The sequence below is a fragment of the Buchnera aphidicola (Lipaphis pseudobrassicae) genome, assembly GCF_005081185.1.
In the GTDB taxonomy this organism is placed as follows: Bacteria; Pseudomonadota; Gammaproteobacteria; order Enterobacterales; family Enterobacteriaceae; genus Buchnera; species Buchnera aphidicola_AD.
This window is the reverse complement of the sequence record NZ_CP034870.1, coordinates 580948-596406: the sequence shown is the minus strand read 5'-3', so window position 1 is coordinate 596406 and position 15459 is coordinate 580948. Positions and strand designations below refer to the sequence as shown.

The following is a 15459-nucleotide window of genomic DNA, read 5'->3' as shown; positions in this document are numbered from 1 at the left end:
CTTTTCTCTTGGTGATACCTTACAAGTAAAAGTTGTTTCCGTAAATTTAAGTGAACGTAAAATAGAACTATCTTTAGTATAAATTGTTGTTGATTTCTTGTTTTATAAATGAAATTTCATTGATTTTTTTATTAAAGTAAAATAACATATATAATGAAATCAGTTCTATATTTAAAGTTCCTTGCTTCCTTTAAAGAATACTATAAAATTATTATACCTTATAGGGAAGCTAAATAACCCAGAAGGAGCATATATTTTTATGCGTCATTACGAAATTGTTATCATGATTCATCCAGATCATAGTGAAAAAGTTCCACTATTAATTGAGAAATATAAAAAAATTATCAACCATCACTCAGGAATTATACATCGTTTAGAAGATTGGGGAAGACGTCAATTATCTTATTCTATTAATAAATTGCAAAAAGCACACTATATTTTAATAAATGTAGAAATAACACCTAAAACTATTCATTTTTTAGAAACAGAATTTCGCTTTAATAGTATAATTCTTCGAAATATGATTATATGTGTAAAAAATGCAATAGTTCAATCTTCTCCTATTATGAAATTAAAAGATGAAAAAAAAGAAAAAAAATAAATTCAAATAAAAAGTTTATTTTTTTAAATAATCAAAACTAAATCATTTCTTAATAAGAAATATGTTATTTTTTTAATATTTGGAGATAATATAAATGGCACGTTATTTTCGTCGTAGAAAATTTTGTCGCTTTACTGCAGAAGGGATTCAAGAAATCGATTATAAAGATATTACTATTTTAAAAAACTATATTACAGAAAGCGGTAAAATTGTTCCTAGTCGTATTACTGGAACTAGAGCGAAATATCAACGACAACTCTCAAGAGCAATTAAGAGAGCACGATATCTTGCTTTATTGCCTTATACTGATCAACATCGTTAAAAAATATTTTTTATACTCAATAATATATGAGATAGCATTATGGAAATAATTCTTTTAGAAAAAATTCATAAATTAGGTGATTCTGGTTCAATTATACATGTTAAATCTGGTTATGCGAGAAATTTTTTAATTCCGAAGGGAAAAGCTATTTTAGCTAATAAAAAAAACATTGAATCTTTTGAAGCACAACGTGTTGCATTAGAGCAAGAAAATATTAGCAAATTTCTCACAGCTCAATCACGTGCTAAAAAAATTGAAAAAATAAAAACTATAACAATTTTTTCTAAAGTAGGAAAAGAAGGCAAGATATTTGGTTCTATAGGTATTAGAAATATCATCAAGGAAATGATGTTGTTAGGTGTTAAAGTAAATAAAAAAGAAATTCGTCTACCAAACGGTTTACTCCGAAAAATTGGAGAACATAGAGTGATATTTCAACCACATATTAAAATATGCATTGATTTTATAGTTCATATTATTCCAAAAAAATAAATTTGATAAAATCTTTTTTTCATTAATTTTAAAGAAAAAAACTATAATGTTAGAAAAAATATGTAACTTAGCACGTCATACAGGAAGTATGATTATGACATTTTATACTTCTAAAAAGTTAATAAGAATTTCTTATAAATCTGATGACACTCCTGTCACCAATGTTGATCATGAAGCTAATAATATAATTAAAAAAGGACTAGTATTAATAGAACCAAATTTTCCAATCATTTCTGAAGAAGAATTGTACGATTTTAGCGTTTATCGTACTTGTAAAGATTATTGGTTGATTGACCCATTAGATGGAACGAAAGAGTTTTTAAAAAAAAATGGTGAATTTACAGTGAATATTAGCTTAATTCGCAATAGTGTTCCAGTATTAGGAGTGATATATGCTCCTGCATTAAATATTTTATACTCTGCTTTTAATGAGAATGCTTGGAAAGAGACAAAATTAGGAGTAAAAGAAAAAATTAATGTATCAAAATCAAATAGAAAAATACCATTATTAATTACTAGTCGTTCTCATCCTGATAAGGAGTTAAATAATTATCTAAAAAAAATAAAACATTATGAATTAAAAAACATGGGTTCTTCTCTAAAATTTTGTTTAATTGCCGAAGGAGTAGCTCAAATTTATCCAAGATTTGGAGAAACTTATATTTGGGATACTGCTGCTGGTCAAGCTATTGTTACTGCTGCTGGTGGAAGAGTTGAAACATGGACAGGCGATAATTTAAATTATTCATTATCTTCTTGTTCTTCTTTATTAAATCCTGGTTTTTGTGCGCATGCATGATTGCTTTTTTTTTACTTAATAATCATTACTTATTTTAAATTATCATCTTATTATGAATAGTATCGAAATACAAATTATAGATTTAACTGCACAAAAAAATATTTCATTACCAAAATATGCAACCTTAGGATCGTCTGGTTTAGATCTTCGCGCATGTTTAGAAAAAAAAATTAAACTTAAACCTCAGAAAACCATATTGATACCGACTGGTATAGCGATATATATCAAAAATCCTAATATTACAGGTATTATTTTGCCTCGATCTGGATTAGGTCATAAAAAAGGTATTGTATTAGGAAACTTAGTAGGTATAATTGATTCAGATTATCAAGGTGAATTGATGATATCTATTTGGAATCGTAGTAAAAAAGTTTTTTATATAAATCCTAATGATAGAGTAGCGCAAATAATATTTATTCCAATAATCAAACCTATTTTTTCTTTAGTAAAGAGTTTTGATAAAACTATTCGTTCTGATGGGGGATTTGGTCATTCTGGTATTACTTAAAAAAATTTTTTTAATGTATTATTTTTCAAGACCATATTTTTCACGATATTTTTCTAGTTCTGGTATATGTTTTTTTAGTTTATTACTTTCTAATAAATAGTTAAGCAAATCTTTAATTGTAATTATTGAATTAATTGCATATTTTTTTTCATTTTTTAGATAATCAACATTATACAAACTTTTTTTTCTTTTTTCTTTTCTATCTAAAAGCACGAAAATAGAAGAGACATGCGCTGATTTTTCTTTTATGATTTTAATAGAATGGTTAATTGCAATTCCTGATGTAATTACATCATCTAAAATAATTATTTTTTTATTTTGAATTTTATTTCCTATTAAATTACCTTTTTCTCCATATTTTTTATTTTCTTTTCGGTTAAAAGCATATGGAATGTCTAAATTATAGTGATTTTTTAATGCTATAGAAGTTGCTACAGCTATAGGGATTCCTTTATATGCTGGTCCAAATAATAAATCAAATTCTATTTTTGAATTAATTATTGCATGAGCATAAAATAACCCAATTTTACTTATATCTTTACCGCTAGATAGTAAACCTGAATTAAAAAAATAAGGACTAGTTCGTCCTGATTTTAGTATAAATGTTCCAAATTTTAAAGCTTTTTTTTTGAAACAAAAATCTATAAATGTCTTTTTCCAATGCATAAAAATTAAATCCTAATTTATCATAAAAATTTAAAATAAGATTCTAAAAAATATTAATATTTTAGTTAATATTAAAAATTAGCATAATTTTTTTATTGGTGGCCCTTGCTGGATTTGAACCAGCGACCAAGCGATTATGAGTCGCCTGCTCTTACCACTGAGCTAAAGGGCCTTTTATTTTGATTTCACTCCTGCTACTATAAATCAATTTTTTCTAATAATCTAGATTTCTTTTTAAAATTTTATATTTTTTTAAAAAAAAAATATATATATTTGACAGCAGTATAAAATTTTGATATATATAATTCAATTCCTCTGTAGTTCAGTTGGTAGAACGGCGGACTGTTAATCCGTATGTCACTGGTTCGAGTCCAGTCAGGGGAGAAAAATTTTTAGTTAACTAGTTTTAATTCTTTTGATATATTTCTTTTTTCCTTTGAAAGTTCTGCATTCTTAACGATATAATCATCTATTCTATCTTCGTAATCATTTTTCATCATTAAAATTATTTTTTTAATTTCTTCGTAGTTCATATCTGATGTGATATATTGAATAAGATTATCTAAAAGTAATATTCTTTTTTGATTATCTCTAATTTTTTTTTCAATATCAGATATTTCTCTTTGAATTTTATTTTTTCTTCTAAATTTATGAACAAATTCTAATACGTTTTTAAATGATTTTTTTGTATCCGACATTTTTGAAAAACCTTTTATAATTTATACTGAATTTTTATTTTTTTTGTTTAATTATTAATTAAAAAATTATGAATTTACAATTATCTTCTACATTTTTGTTTTATGATTATGAAACTTTTGGTTTACACACGTCTTTAGATAAACCAGCTCAATTTGCTTGTATTAGAACAGATATGAATTTTAACATTATTGATGATCCAAAATGTTTGTATTGTTATTTTGCAGATGACTATTTACCTGATCCTCAATCTATTTTAATTACAGGGATAACTCCTCAATATACACAAAAAAATGGAACTAATGAATATATTTTTGCTAAAAAAATATTTAATATTTTTAAGCAAGCTAATACGTGTATTGTTGGTTATAATAACATTCATTTTGATGATGAAATTACGAGGAATATATTTTATCGAAATTTTTTTGATCCTTATGAATGGAGCTGGAAAAATGGTAATTCCCGTTGGGATGTATTATCTTTATTAAGAGCATGTTATGCACTAAGACCGAATGGAATAAAATGGCCTAAAAATAATTTAGGACTAGTTAGTTTTAAACTATCAGATATAACTAAAATAAATCAAATATCTCATTTAAATGTACACGATGCTATGTCAGATGTATATGCTACTATTTCAGTATTAAAATTAATTAAAGAAAAACAACCAAAATTGTTTAATTTTTTTTTTATGAATAGACGAAAACATCAATTATATAAATTCATCAATTTAAAAAAGTTTAAACCAATTATTTACGTCTCTAATTATTTTGGTGTTATTCGTTATAATGTTAGCTGTATATTGCCTATCATATGGCATAAAAATAATAATATATTAATTTGTATTGACTTGTTTAAAGATGTAAAAAAATTAGTTAGTCTATGCGAAAAAATATCTTTTGATGATAGTTTTATAAAAAAATTATTTCATTTAGGAATAGTATTTTTATATTTTAATCGTTGTCCAATGGTAGCTCCGATAAAATCTATACGAATTCAAGATTGTTTTCGATTAAATTTTAATCTTGCTTTATTTCATAATAAAATTAACTTTTTAAGAAAAAATACTAATATTATTAATAATATAAAAATGATCTTTTTTAGAGAAAGAAATTTCACTATGTCTTCAAATGTAGATTTGCAAATTTATAGTTCTTTTTTCGATTTTCATGATCGAAAAATCATGCAAACTATTAGAAATACTTCACCAAATTTGTTAAATAGTAATAATTATAATTTTCATGATATTCGTTTGAAGATGTTATTTTTTCGTTATCGTGCTCGAAATTTTTTAGAAACGTTAGATAACAGTGAAAAGAAAAAATGGTTGCAATATTGTTTAAGTAATTTAAATCCAACTTTTTTAAACGAATATATAATGAAAATTAAAGAGTTAATAAAACAAAATTTTCTTAACAAAGAACATATTATATTACTAAATAATTTATTAGATTTTTCTATTGAAAAATATAAAAAATTATTTTATCAATATTTTAATTTAAGTTGATTTTTTTTTTAGTACTAAAATTGTATTGCTCTAAAAAAAATAATAGTTTTTTTAATTCATTATTATCTTTTGAATATAAAAAAATATTTTTTTTTATTTTTTGACTAATATTAAATTTGTAAAAATATTTTTTGATTTTAGATATAACAGTTTTTTTAGAATCGATAAAATAAATAGACTTACATAAAATTTTTTGAATATCTGTTTTTAATAATAAAAAATGAGTGCAACCTAATATAATTGTATCAGGTTGTACTTTAAGATTGATCCATGCTTTAAAAATATTTTGCAATTCTGTTTTTTTTATATCAAATCCTCTTATTTTTTTTTCTGCTATTGATGCTAATTTGTTAGTAGCTATTATTTTAATAGTTTTATTAATAGATTTTTTATGTATTATTTTTTGTATATAAGATGAATTAATTGTTGCTTTTGTTGCTATTAAACCAATGATATTATTTTTCGTAATATTTTCAGCTGATTTAATATCAGGTAATATTCCAATGATAGGAAAATTAAATTTTTTTCTTAAAGCAAATAAACTAGTAGTACTTGCTGTGTTACATGCAATTAAGACCATATTAATAGGGTACATCTTTTTTACTTCGTTAATGATCTTAATATTCCTTTTAAGAATAAAAAGTTTTTCCTTATTACCATAAGGAAAACATTCATTATCTAATATGTATATATAATATATATTTGGTAGTTTTCTTTTTATATATTTTAATATAGATAAACCACCTACTCCCGAATCAAATATTAGCACTGTACGATTTTTTTTATAAAATAAAAGTATTTTTTAAAATTAAATATTATTTAATATTTAAAAGTATTAATTATCATTAATAATAGTGTTTTTTAATAATAGTATTTTGTATTTTTTTATGATTCTTTAAATAAAAATAATTTCATTTCTTTCTCTATTATCTTTCGATGATTAATATTATACATATTAAGTTTTTTTTCATTAATTAACATCGTCTGTTGAATCATCCATTTTTTCCATGCTTCTTGAGAAATTTGATTATATATTTTTTTTCCTAGTTCACCAGGATAAGATTGATAATCTTGAGCTTCAGAATTTTTCTGTAAAAATGTGCAAAAAATTATACGAGACATTTTTTTTATTCCCTTTAAAGGATATCTTTTTTAAAATTTTCAAGTATTTTTTTTACAGGTTGAGGCAATGCTATATGTTGAGATTTATATAGATTATACCAAATACCTATGTTTTGTTGTTCATAAATGGTAATAATAGATGATAAATCAATTAAAATAGGATGAATATGTAAAATTAAATGACTAAATTTATGAATAAATGATATCATTTCTTTTCTTTTATTTATATTTATTTTTTTTTCTTTTAACCATAATAATGCTTTTTTCTTTGTATCAAAACTTGGAAAACAAAACAAATTTTTCCAAATATTTTTTTCTGTATTTTTTTCTATCCAAATATAATGATGAAATTTAATTAAAACAAACCAAGATATTTTTTTTGGAGATTTTTTTTTAATTACTTTTATAGGATATTTTTCCCATTTTTGTTCTATATGTGCAACACATTTTTGACTTAATGGACAAATATAACATTTTGCTTGTTTATGTATACAAATTAATGATCCAATATCCATCATAGCTTGATTAAATTTACCACTATTATGTATTGGTGTAATTAATTCAATTATAGACCATAGTTTTTTTTCTATTTTTTGATTTTTTAAAGAACTTTTTATTCCATAATAACGAATCAAAACTCTTTTTACATTACTATCTAAGATAGAATGAGAAAAATTTAATGACAAAGATAAAATAGCTCCTGCTGTAGATTTTCCTATTCCTGGAAGTTTAATTATATCTGTAAATTGATTAGGGAAAATTCCTTGATGTTGTTTTTGAATAATTTGAGCAGATTTATAAATGTTTCTCGCTCTATTATAATATCCTAAACCACTCCATAAATATAAAATATCATCTAATTTAGCATTAATTAAAGATTGTATATTTGGAAAATATGATATAAATTTTTTAAAATATGGAATAACAGATTGTACTTTGGTTTGTTGCAACATTATTTCAGATATCCAAACTATGTATAACGTTTTATTTTTTTGCCATGGCAAATCTTTTCTACCATATACGTGATACCAATTTAAAACTAATTGAGAAAAGGAATATATTGTCATATTAATATAAAACCATTTTTTATAAAAAATTCTAAAAAAATATATTGTAGAAATATATTGAATGTTATACTACTAAAATAGTAAAAATTTTTTATTTAAAATAAACTATAAAAATAATTCTATCAATAATGAAAAATAATATTTTAACACCTAAATATAATAATGGTGTTTTTTTACGTAAAATCCGTAGTTTTGTATGTAGAAAAGGTCGTACTACTATATCTCAACTAAATGCAATTAAAAAATATTGGCCGTTAATTGGAATTGAATTTCAATTAACACCATTAAATTTTTTTTCTATATTTCGTTTTTCTGCTCCAATTATATTAGAAATTGGATTTGGTTCAGGAAAATCTTTGGTACAAACCGCAATTAATTTCCCTAATAAAAATTTCTTAGGAATAGAAGTGTATCAGTCAGGAATAGGATCTTGCTTAAATTTAGCTTATCTTTCTAAAGTTCAAAATCTAAAAATTATTTATTATGATGCAATGGAAGTTATTAATCATATGATTATGGATCATACTTTATCAACTGTACAAATTTTTTTTCCAGATCCATGGAATAAAAAACGTCATAAAAAAAGAAGACTTATACAGGAAAATTTTTTAAAGATTCTTTCTAAAAAGTTAATTTGTACTGGCATATTGCACATTGTTACTGATTCCAAAGAATATGCTTTATACATATTAGATAAGATTCAATATATTCATAATTATAAAAATTTGTCTAAAACAAATAATTTTGTTGTGCGTCCTGCATGTCGCATAATAACTGATTTTGAAAGAAAAGCATATCTTTGTGGTAATGATATTTTTGAATTAATGTTTGAATTAAAAAAATCATAATCTTAGTTTACTTTAAAAAAATTTTTAATAATGAATTTAAAAATAATTTACCTTTTTTTGTAGTGTTCCAATAATTTTTTGTATTAATCAACAATCCATTTTTTATTGCTATTTGGATTTTTTTTTCTATATTAGTTTCATTTATATTGATCTTTTCTCTAAAATGTCTTTTAAAGACAGGTTTATATAATCTAAAAGTATTCATAAAATATTCAAAAATTTTATCTTCTTCAGATACTATGTTTATAGAATTTAAATAGTTTCCGTTTAAATAATCTTTTATATTTTTATTTTTAAAAGTTCGAATAATTTTACCATTTTTTTTAGTGATTTTTCCATGAGCTCCACAACCTATTCCTATATAATCTCCAAAATTCCAATAATTCAGGTTGTGTTGGCATTGATAATTTGGTTTTGAATATGAAGAAATTTCATATTTTTTATATCCTGATTTTTTTAATAATTTATCTCCTTTAGAAAATATTTTAAAAATCGTATTTTCCTTAGGTAGATTTAGTTTTTTCGAATAAAATGGAGTATTAGGTTCTATAGTTAATTGATACCATGATATATGATTTGGATTATATTTAATAGCATATTGTAAATCTAATAGAGAATGTTCTAAAGTTTGTTCAGGTAATCCATACATTAAATCTAAGTTAATATTTTCACTTGTTTTTTTTAATGTTTTAATTGAATTGATCACTTCATCTGAATTATATGTACGTTCTATTTTTTTCAATAGATTTGAATGAAAACTTTGAACTCCTAGAGAAAAACGATTAATACCAGATTCTTTATAATGAATAAAACGCTGACATTCTATTATTTTAGGATTAGCTTCTATAGTTATTTCTACATTTTTAGAAACTAAGGATCTTTCTTTAATACCATAAATTAGTTTTCTTATAGATATGTTTTTTAATAAACTAGGTGTCCCTCCACCAATAAATATGGTGTTTATTATTCTATTTTGTACAGAATTTAAGTCTTGTTCAAAATCTTTTAATAAATTTTCAATATATTTTTTTTCAGGAATAATTTCTTTACTAACGTAAGAATAAAAATCACAATACCCACATTTTTTTAAACACCAGGGAATATGAATATATAAACTAATAGGAGACAATTTCAACATAAAAATACTTTTTAATGAGTTTGATAATAATTTAATGAGTTTTATTTATTAAAAATTTTACGTCCAATTCGTATCATATTACTATCAGCAATTAAAGATTGTTTAATATCAACACTTGTTCCTAAAGAAAGTGTATCTACTGATGGATATTTTCTTCTTAATTGACTAAATATAATTTTTAATTTTATATATTGAGCATCATTATTAATGATATTTTTTTTTATTTCAGGCATTGCCATAATTCCGCGAAAGTTGAGATTAGGCATTACAGAAATAATTTTTGCTAATTTTTCATATTTATTTATATTAACACCATTTTTTTTTGTCTGTTTAGAAATATTAATTTGCATTAAAACGTTTATAGGAAGTAGATGGGTCGGTCTATACTGATTTAGTAAAACCGCAATTTTTTCTCTGTCAATTGTTTGACACCAATCAAAATTTTGAGCAACTAGTTTAGTTTTATTAGATTGTAATTTTCCAATAAAATGCCAAATAATATTTTTATATTTTTTTAATTTTTGTATTTTGAAAATACTTTCTTGTATATAGTTTTCTCCAAATTCTTTAATTCCTAACAATATCGATTGTTCAATAATGTTAATATTTTGATTTTTAGTAACTGTAACGATTTTTACTTTTTTTGTAGAAAGATTATTTTTTTTAATAAAAATTTGTATTTTTTTTTTAAATTTTTATAATTATAGATTATATTTTTCATATTTTTTCTTTTTAATGTTATTTATTTTGTTAAATTTTAAACATATTTTGATTTAACCAACTTTCTAATATGATCATAGCTGAAAAAGAATGAATGTTTGTTTTTTTTAGCTGTTTAAATCCGCCTTGTGCAAAAATTATTGATTTAGCTTCTACAGTACTCAAACGTTCATCATGCATTTTTACTAAAATATTAAACTTGCATTTTAACAAATTAGCAAATTTTTCAGATTTTTTAGTGATTTTTTGTTTTGTACCATCTATATTTAATGGAAGACCAACAATTAAAAATGTGGGTTTCCAACATTTTAGTAAATCTTTTATAATATTCCAATTTGGAATTCCATTACGTGCATTTAAAACTCTTAAAGGTTTTCCTCTTTTAGTAATATTTTCTCCTACTGCTATTCCTATTTTTTTTAAACCAAAATCAAATGCGATTACTATCATTTTTCGCTCTCTTGTATACTTTTTCTTCAATATAATCTATTAAGATACCAGTAATAGAAATATTTTTTTCTGATTCAATTTCGCAAATTCCTGTTGGGCTTGTAACATTAATTTCAGTCAATTTATCTCCTATAATATCTAATCCAACTAAAATTAAACCTTTTCTTTTTAAAATCGGAGCTAAATGATTAGCTATTTTCCAATCAATGTCGCTTAGTGATTGTACTTTTCCCTTTCCTCCAGCTGCTAAATTAGCTCTTGTTTCTCCAGTTTTCGGAATTCTTGCCAAACACCATGGAATTGGTTTTCCATTGACTAATAATACTCTTTTATCTCCAAATTTTATTTTTGGAAGATAAGCTTGTACCATGCAAAATCTTTTTTCGTAATTGGTTATTGTTTCAATAATTACTGATAGGTTAAAATCATTTTTTTTAATGCGAAATATACTAGTACCTCCCATTCCATTTAATGGTTTAATTATAATATCCTGATATTCTTCAAAAAATTTTTTTATCCTAAAAGAACTTCTTGTGACCAAAGTATCTGTTGTCCATTCAGGAAACCATGATATAAACATTTTTTCATTACAATCTCTTAAACTTTGAGGTTTATTAATGATTAATACACCAGCATGTTCTGCACGTTCTAGTATATATGTTGCATAAATAAATTCAGTATTAAATGGAGGATCTTTTCTCATTAAGATAACATCTAATATGTTTAGAGAAATGTGTTTTTCATCAATAATATTATACCATTTTTTTACGTTGTTATTTAATTTAATTAAACGTACTCTTGAATATGAACGACCATTTTTCAAATAGAGATCATTCATCTCCATATAATAAATTATATGATCTCTTTTTTGAACTTCTAGTAAAATAGCGAAACTTGAATCTTTTTTTATATTAATAGATTCAATAGGATCCATTAATATTCCAATTTTTATACTTTTATTTTTATACATATATTTAATCTTATTTAATGAAAAAATATTTTTAAATAGGTAGTGTTTATTTTTATTGAATTTGAATATGTTATAGATTTATATATTTAAAACTAAAATAATATTATTTTAATTATTTTATTATTTTCTAAAATATATTGAAAAAATTATTTTTGTAAGGTTTTTTATTTTTATTATTTAAATAACTTATTTAAAAAATTAATTTTTATTGTTAAATAATTAAAAAAATATTTTTTGATGATTATTAATTTTTAATATTATATTAATATAATTACTATTTACTTGAATGATTAATCATATTTAGTACCAGAATAATTGTCAAATCTAGACCAGTGTCCATTAAATGTCAAACACACTGTTCCAATAGGACCATTTCTTTGTTTTCCAATAATTATTTCTGCTATCCCTTTAAAATCACTATTTTCATGGTAAATTTCATCACGGTATATAAACATTATTAAATCTGCATCTTGTTCTAGAGAACCTGATTCACGTAAATCTGAATTTACAGGTCTTTTATCTGATCTTTGTTCTAAAGATCGATTAAGTTGTGATAACGCTATTACCGGAACTTGAAGTTCTTTTGCTAATGCTTTTAAAGTTCTAGATATTTCTGCAATTTCAAGCGTTCGGTTGTCTGATAGAGAAGGGACTCTCATTAGTTGTAAATAATCTACCATGATTAAAGTTAGTCCGTTATTTTCTCGATAAATTCTACGTGCTCTTGAACGAACTTCACTCGGAGTTAGTGCTGAAGAGTCATCAATATAAATGTTCTTTTTTTTAAGAAGTACATTAATTGTGCCAGACATACGAGCCCAATCTTCATCATTTAACTGACCAGTACGAATTCTTGCTTGATTTACTCTAGATAAAGATGCTAGCATGCGCATCATAATTTGTTCTCCAGGCATTTCTAAACTAAAAATTAGAACTGGTTTATCATATAGCATAGCAGCATTTTCACACAAATTCATTGCAAATGTAGTTTTTCCCATTGAAGGTCTAGCTGCAATAATAATTAATTCAGAACGTTGTAATCCAGATGTTTTTTTATTTAAATCTTGATATCCTGTATTTATTCCTGTTACTCCATCATGAGGTGATAAAAATAATTTTTCGATACTAGCAACAGTTTCATCAAGAATTTGTTCTACATTTTTTGGTCCTGAATCTTTTTTAAAACGTTTTTCTGCAATTTTAAAAACGCTTGATTCTGCATAATCTAATAGTTCTTCACTTTTTCTACCTTGTGTATCGTATCCAGCATTAGCTATTTTATTAGCTACTAATATCATTTCTCTTACTATTGCACGTTCTCGAACTATATCAGCATATGCAGTAATATTAGCTGTGCTAGGAGTATTTTTTGATAGTTCAGCTAAATAAGAAAATCTACCTACACTTTCTAACTTTCCTTTTTGTTCTAAAGATTCAGATAAAGTAATTAAATCAATTGGATATCCTAAATCAAGAAGTTGTTGCATTTCTTGAAATATTAGACGATGTGGTTTACTAAAAAAATCGTCAGCAACCACATGTTCTGAAACTGTATCCCATTGTTCATTATCTAACATTAAACCACCTAATACGGATTGTTCTGCTTCTAAAGAATGTGGTGGAATTTTTAATCTATTAATTTGATGTAAATATAATTTATTTTTAGCCATATTTATTGCATATACCATTATTTAGTGAATCACTATGAAATTATATCGTAATATTGCAATAATAGATCATTTACAAATTGATCTATTTATCTCCTTTTTCAAATTTTTTTTATTTTATTATCTATAAATATAGATTTAAAACATTATAAAATACATATTAATAATATTTTATCTATGATAAATAAGTTTTATTCATGGTATTTTCAATAATAAATAATATTTCTAGTTATAAAACTTTATTGAAATATTTTTTTCGCATTCTAAAAATAGTCAACAAATCAATTTAATTTAATAAATTATTTTAGAAGGGTTTGTAATGTCTAAATTTGTTATAATTATTTCTTATATTTATAATACTGTTTTCTATGTTAATATTATTGATAAATTTCTAATAAAAGATTGAATAAATATAGAAATTATAATTGTTTTAAAATCTCAAAAAATAATATATCACTTTTATAAATTTGATCATACTAAATAAAATACTTAGCATGTATAATTGAAATCAATATATAGAAAATATTATTTTTTATTAAATATGAAAATGGAGTTTTTTATGGCAAGTAGAGGTGTTAATAAAGTAATTTTAATTGGACATTTAGGACAAGATCCGGAAGTTCGATATATGCCTAATGGTAATGCAGTTGTCAATATGACATTAGCGACTTCAGAAAATTGGAAGGATAAAAATACTGGAGAGAGCAAAGAAAAAACAGAATGGCATCGAATAGTATTATTTGGAAAATTAGCAGAAATTGCTGGTGAATATCTTAGAAAAGGTTCTCAAGTATATATTGAAGGTTCATTACAAACTAGAAAATGGCAAGACCAAAATGGTCTCGATCGTTATACCACAGAAATAATTGTAAATATTGGTGGTACAATGCAAATGTTAGGAAATCGTAATTCGAATTTGCAAACAATGTCTGCAATGGCTACTAATGATAATAATACTATTTTATCTAAAAATAAAAAAATAGAAAAAGTAGATTTTGAGAATAATACTGAAAAATATAAATTAAATAATGATTCAATTAATTCTAATTCAGAAATAGATTTTGATGACGAAATTCCTTTTTGAGATAATATATTATTAAGAATTACAACTAATTAAAGCCCCAATTTTCTTGGGGCTAATTGCGTACTATATTAAAATAATTTCAAAAAATCTAACAATTTACAACAAAATTCTATTTTATGCGAAACAAATGGAATATGACCTGATTTTTTGATTATAATAGACCTAGTTTTTGGCCATTTTTTATCAAGTATTTTTGCTATTTTTATAGGTATTAAATTATCTAACGAACCATATATACGTAATATAGGAATACTAAGAAAAGATATATCTGAACGCAGATCTAAATTAAAAATGATTTGTAAACTATTTTTTAAAAAATTTGTACTCGGGGGTATTTCAGAATATAGTATTTGTTTTAAAACTATTAAATCTTGTTTGCATTCAGTTGAGTTTATGGTATGTAAATTAAAAAAATTATTTATTGTTTTAAAGTAGTTTTTTTGCAAATTTAAATAAAAATTTTCAAACATTTTTTTTTTATTCCTGGCCAGTTTTTTCGTTCTATAAAACATGGAGAAGAAGCTACATTGATAACCGCTAAGGTATCTTTTGGATAAGTTAATGCAAATTGATTGACAATTAATCCACCGATAGACCATCCCATCCAAATAGAATTTTTTGGCATATAATGATGTAATATTTTAATTATTTGATCTATTTTCATAGGATGTAATTTTTTATTTTTTCCAAATCCTGGTAAATCAATTAAATGAACTTTAAAAAACTTTTGTAATTCTTTAGCAATAAAAAACCAGATTTTTGAATTTACTCCCCATCCGCTAAGTAAAATAATATTTATTTT

General features: G+C 23.5%; 20 protein-coding genes and 2 tRNA genes. 9 read left to right on the top strand and 13 right to left on the bottom strand.

The window, feature by feature from the left end; translation table 11 throughout:
• Positions 1–259 precede the first annotated feature (259 nt).
• The 5 genes from rpsF (at position 260) to dut (ending at position 2722) form a co-directional block, all read left to right on the top strand.
• On the top strand, positions 260–601 hold the full coding sequence (gene rpsF / locus D9V70_RS02910) for a 30S ribosomal protein S6 (protein WP_158356227.1): 342 nt from the start codon (positions 260–262) through the stop codon (positions 599–601).
• 94 nt (positions 602–695) lie between these two features.
• A complete protein-coding gene (rpsR, locus tag D9V70_RS02905; RefSeq protein WP_158356226.1) occupies positions 696–923 on the top strand; it encodes a 30S ribosomal protein S18 in 228 nt (75 codons plus the stop codon).
• A 39-nt stretch (positions 924–962) separates the two neighbouring features.
• Positions 963–1415, top strand: a complete 453-nt coding sequence (gene rplI, locus D9V70_RS02900) for a 50S ribosomal protein L9 (RefSeq protein ID WP_158356225.1) — start codon at positions 963–965, stop codon at positions 1413–1415.
• Between the two features lie 46 nt (positions 1416–1461).
• Positions 1462–2214, top strand: coding sequence for a 3'(2'),5'-bisphosphate nucleotidase CysQ (gene cysQ / locus D9V70_RS02895; protein ID WP_158356224.1), 753 nt, complete (start codon positions 1462–1464; stop codon positions 2212–2214).
• A gap of 49 nt (positions 2215–2263) precedes the next feature.
• Positions 2264–2722, top strand: a complete 459-nt coding sequence (dut, locus tag D9V70_RS02890) for a dUTP diphosphatase (RefSeq protein WP_253254832.1) — start codon at positions 2264–2266, stop codon at positions 2720–2722.
• An 18-nt stretch (positions 2723–2740) separates the two neighbouring features.
• Here dut and pyrE read toward each other — a convergent pair whose 3' ends face one another.
• Positions 2741–3388, bottom strand: a complete 648-nt coding sequence (gene pyrE, locus D9V70_RS02885; RefSeq protein ID WP_158356222.1) for an orotate phosphoribosyltransferase — start codon at positions 3386–3388, stop codon at positions 2741–2743.
• Positions 3389–3484: 96 nt separating this feature from the next.
• Positions 3485–3560, bottom strand: a tRNA-Ile gene (locus D9V70_RS02880).
• 139 nt (positions 3561–3699) lie between these two features.
• Between D9V70_RS02880 and D9V70_RS02875 the strand changes: the two genes are divergently transcribed.
• Positions 3700–3772: transfer RNA gene (locus D9V70_RS02875), tRNA-Asn, on the top strand.
• 8 nt (positions 3773–3780) lie between these two features.
• Here D9V70_RS02875 and D9V70_RS02870 read toward each other — a convergent pair.
• Positions 3781–4086: a DUF496 family protein gene (locus tag D9V70_RS02870; protein WP_158356221.1), complete on the bottom strand. Its 306-nt coding sequence runs from the start codon at positions 4084–4086 to the stop codon at positions 3781–3783.
• 68 nt (positions 4087–4154) lie between these two features.
• Between D9V70_RS02870 and sbcB the strand changes: the two genes are divergently transcribed.
• Positions 4155–5591, top strand: coding sequence for an exodeoxyribonuclease I (sbcB, locus tag D9V70_RS02865; RefSeq protein WP_158356220.1), 1437 nt, complete (start codon positions 4155–4157; stop codon positions 5589–5591).
• On the opposite strand, the gene murI is transcribed toward sbcB, so the two are convergent.
• From murI to mutY, 3 genes are all read right to left on the bottom strand, one after another.
• Entirely contained in the window at positions 5578–6360 is a 783-nt protein-coding gene (gene murI, locus D9V70_RS02860; protein WP_158356219.1) for a glutamate racemase, read from the bottom strand. The two genes, sbcB and murI, sit on opposite strands and share 14 nt — an antisense overlap.
• 116 nt (positions 6361–6476) lie before the next feature.
• The gene (locus D9V70_RS02855) at positions 6477–6713 is read right to left on the bottom strand and encodes an oxidative damage protection protein (RefSeq protein WP_158356218.1); all 237 of its coding nucleotides are present in this window, start codon (positions 6711–6713) and stop codon (positions 6477–6479) included.
• Positions 6714–6727: 14 nt separating this feature from the next.
• Positions 6728–7780, bottom strand: a complete 1053-nt coding sequence (gene mutY, locus D9V70_RS02850; protein WP_158356217.1) for an A/G-specific adenine glycosylase — start codon at positions 7778–7780, stop codon at positions 6728–6730.
• A gap of 128 nt (positions 7781–7908) precedes the next feature.
• Here mutY and trmB point away from each other — a divergent pair, with 128 nt between their 5' ends.
• The gene (gene trmB / locus D9V70_RS02845; RefSeq protein WP_158356216.1) at positions 7909–8628 is read left to right on the top strand and encodes a tRNA (guanosine(46)-N7)-methyltransferase TrmB; all 720 of its coding nucleotides are present in this window, start codon (positions 7909–7911) and stop codon (positions 8626–8628) included.
• Positions 8629–8635: 7 nt separating this feature from the next.
• Here the strand turns inward: trmB and hemW are convergent, their stop codons facing one another.
• The 5 genes from hemW to dnaB form a co-directional block, all read right to left on the bottom strand.
• On the bottom strand, positions 8636–9766 hold the full coding sequence (gene hemW / locus D9V70_RS02840; RefSeq protein ID WP_158356215.1) for a radical SAM family heme chaperone HemW: 1131 nt from the start codon (positions 9764–9766) through the stop codon (positions 8636–8638).
• 41 nt (positions 9767–9807) lie between these two features.
• Complete coding sequence (locus D9V70_RS02835) at positions 9808–10398, bottom strand: YggS family pyridoxal phosphate-dependent enzyme (protein WP_253254831.1); 591 nt, start codon at positions 10396–10398, stop codon at positions 9808–9810.
• A gap of 118 nt (positions 10399–10516) precedes the next feature.
• Complete coding sequence (gene ruvX, locus D9V70_RS02830) at positions 10517–10936, bottom strand: Holliday junction resolvase RuvX (RefSeq protein ID WP_158356213.1); 420 nt, start codon at positions 10934–10936, stop codon at positions 10517–10519.
• Complete coding sequence (gene gshB, locus D9V70_RS02825) at positions 10917–11906, bottom strand: glutathione synthase (protein ID WP_158356212.1); 990 nt, start codon at positions 11904–11906, stop codon at positions 10917–10919. Before gshB ends, ruvX begins: the two co-directional genes overlap by 20 nt.
• Positions 11907–12196: 290 nt before the next feature.
• Positions 12197–13594, bottom strand: a complete 1398-nt coding sequence (gene dnaB / locus D9V70_RS02820) for a replicative DNA helicase (protein ID WP_158356211.1) — start codon at positions 13592–13594, stop codon at positions 12197–12199.
• Positions 13595–14132: 538 nt separating this feature from the next.
• Here dnaB and D9V70_RS02815 point away from each other — a divergent pair.
• On the top strand, positions 14133–14657 hold the full coding sequence (locus tag D9V70_RS02815) for a single-stranded DNA-binding protein (protein ID WP_158356210.1): 525 nt from the start codon (positions 14133–14135) through the stop codon (positions 14655–14657).
• A 68-nt stretch (positions 14658–14725) separates the two neighbouring features.
• On the opposite strand, the gene D9V70_RS02810 is transcribed toward D9V70_RS02815, so the two are convergent.
• On the bottom strand, positions 14726–15127 hold the full coding sequence (locus D9V70_RS02810) for an alpha/beta fold hydrolase (RefSeq protein ID WP_158356209.1): 402 nt from the start codon (positions 15125–15127) through the stop codon (positions 14726–14728).
• The coding region (locus tag D9V70_RS02805) for an alpha/beta fold hydrolase (RefSeq protein ID WP_172599343.1) at positions 15106–15459 on the bottom strand (354 nt) is incomplete at its 5' end. The genes D9V70_RS02805 and D9V70_RS02810, both read right to left, overlap by 22 nt.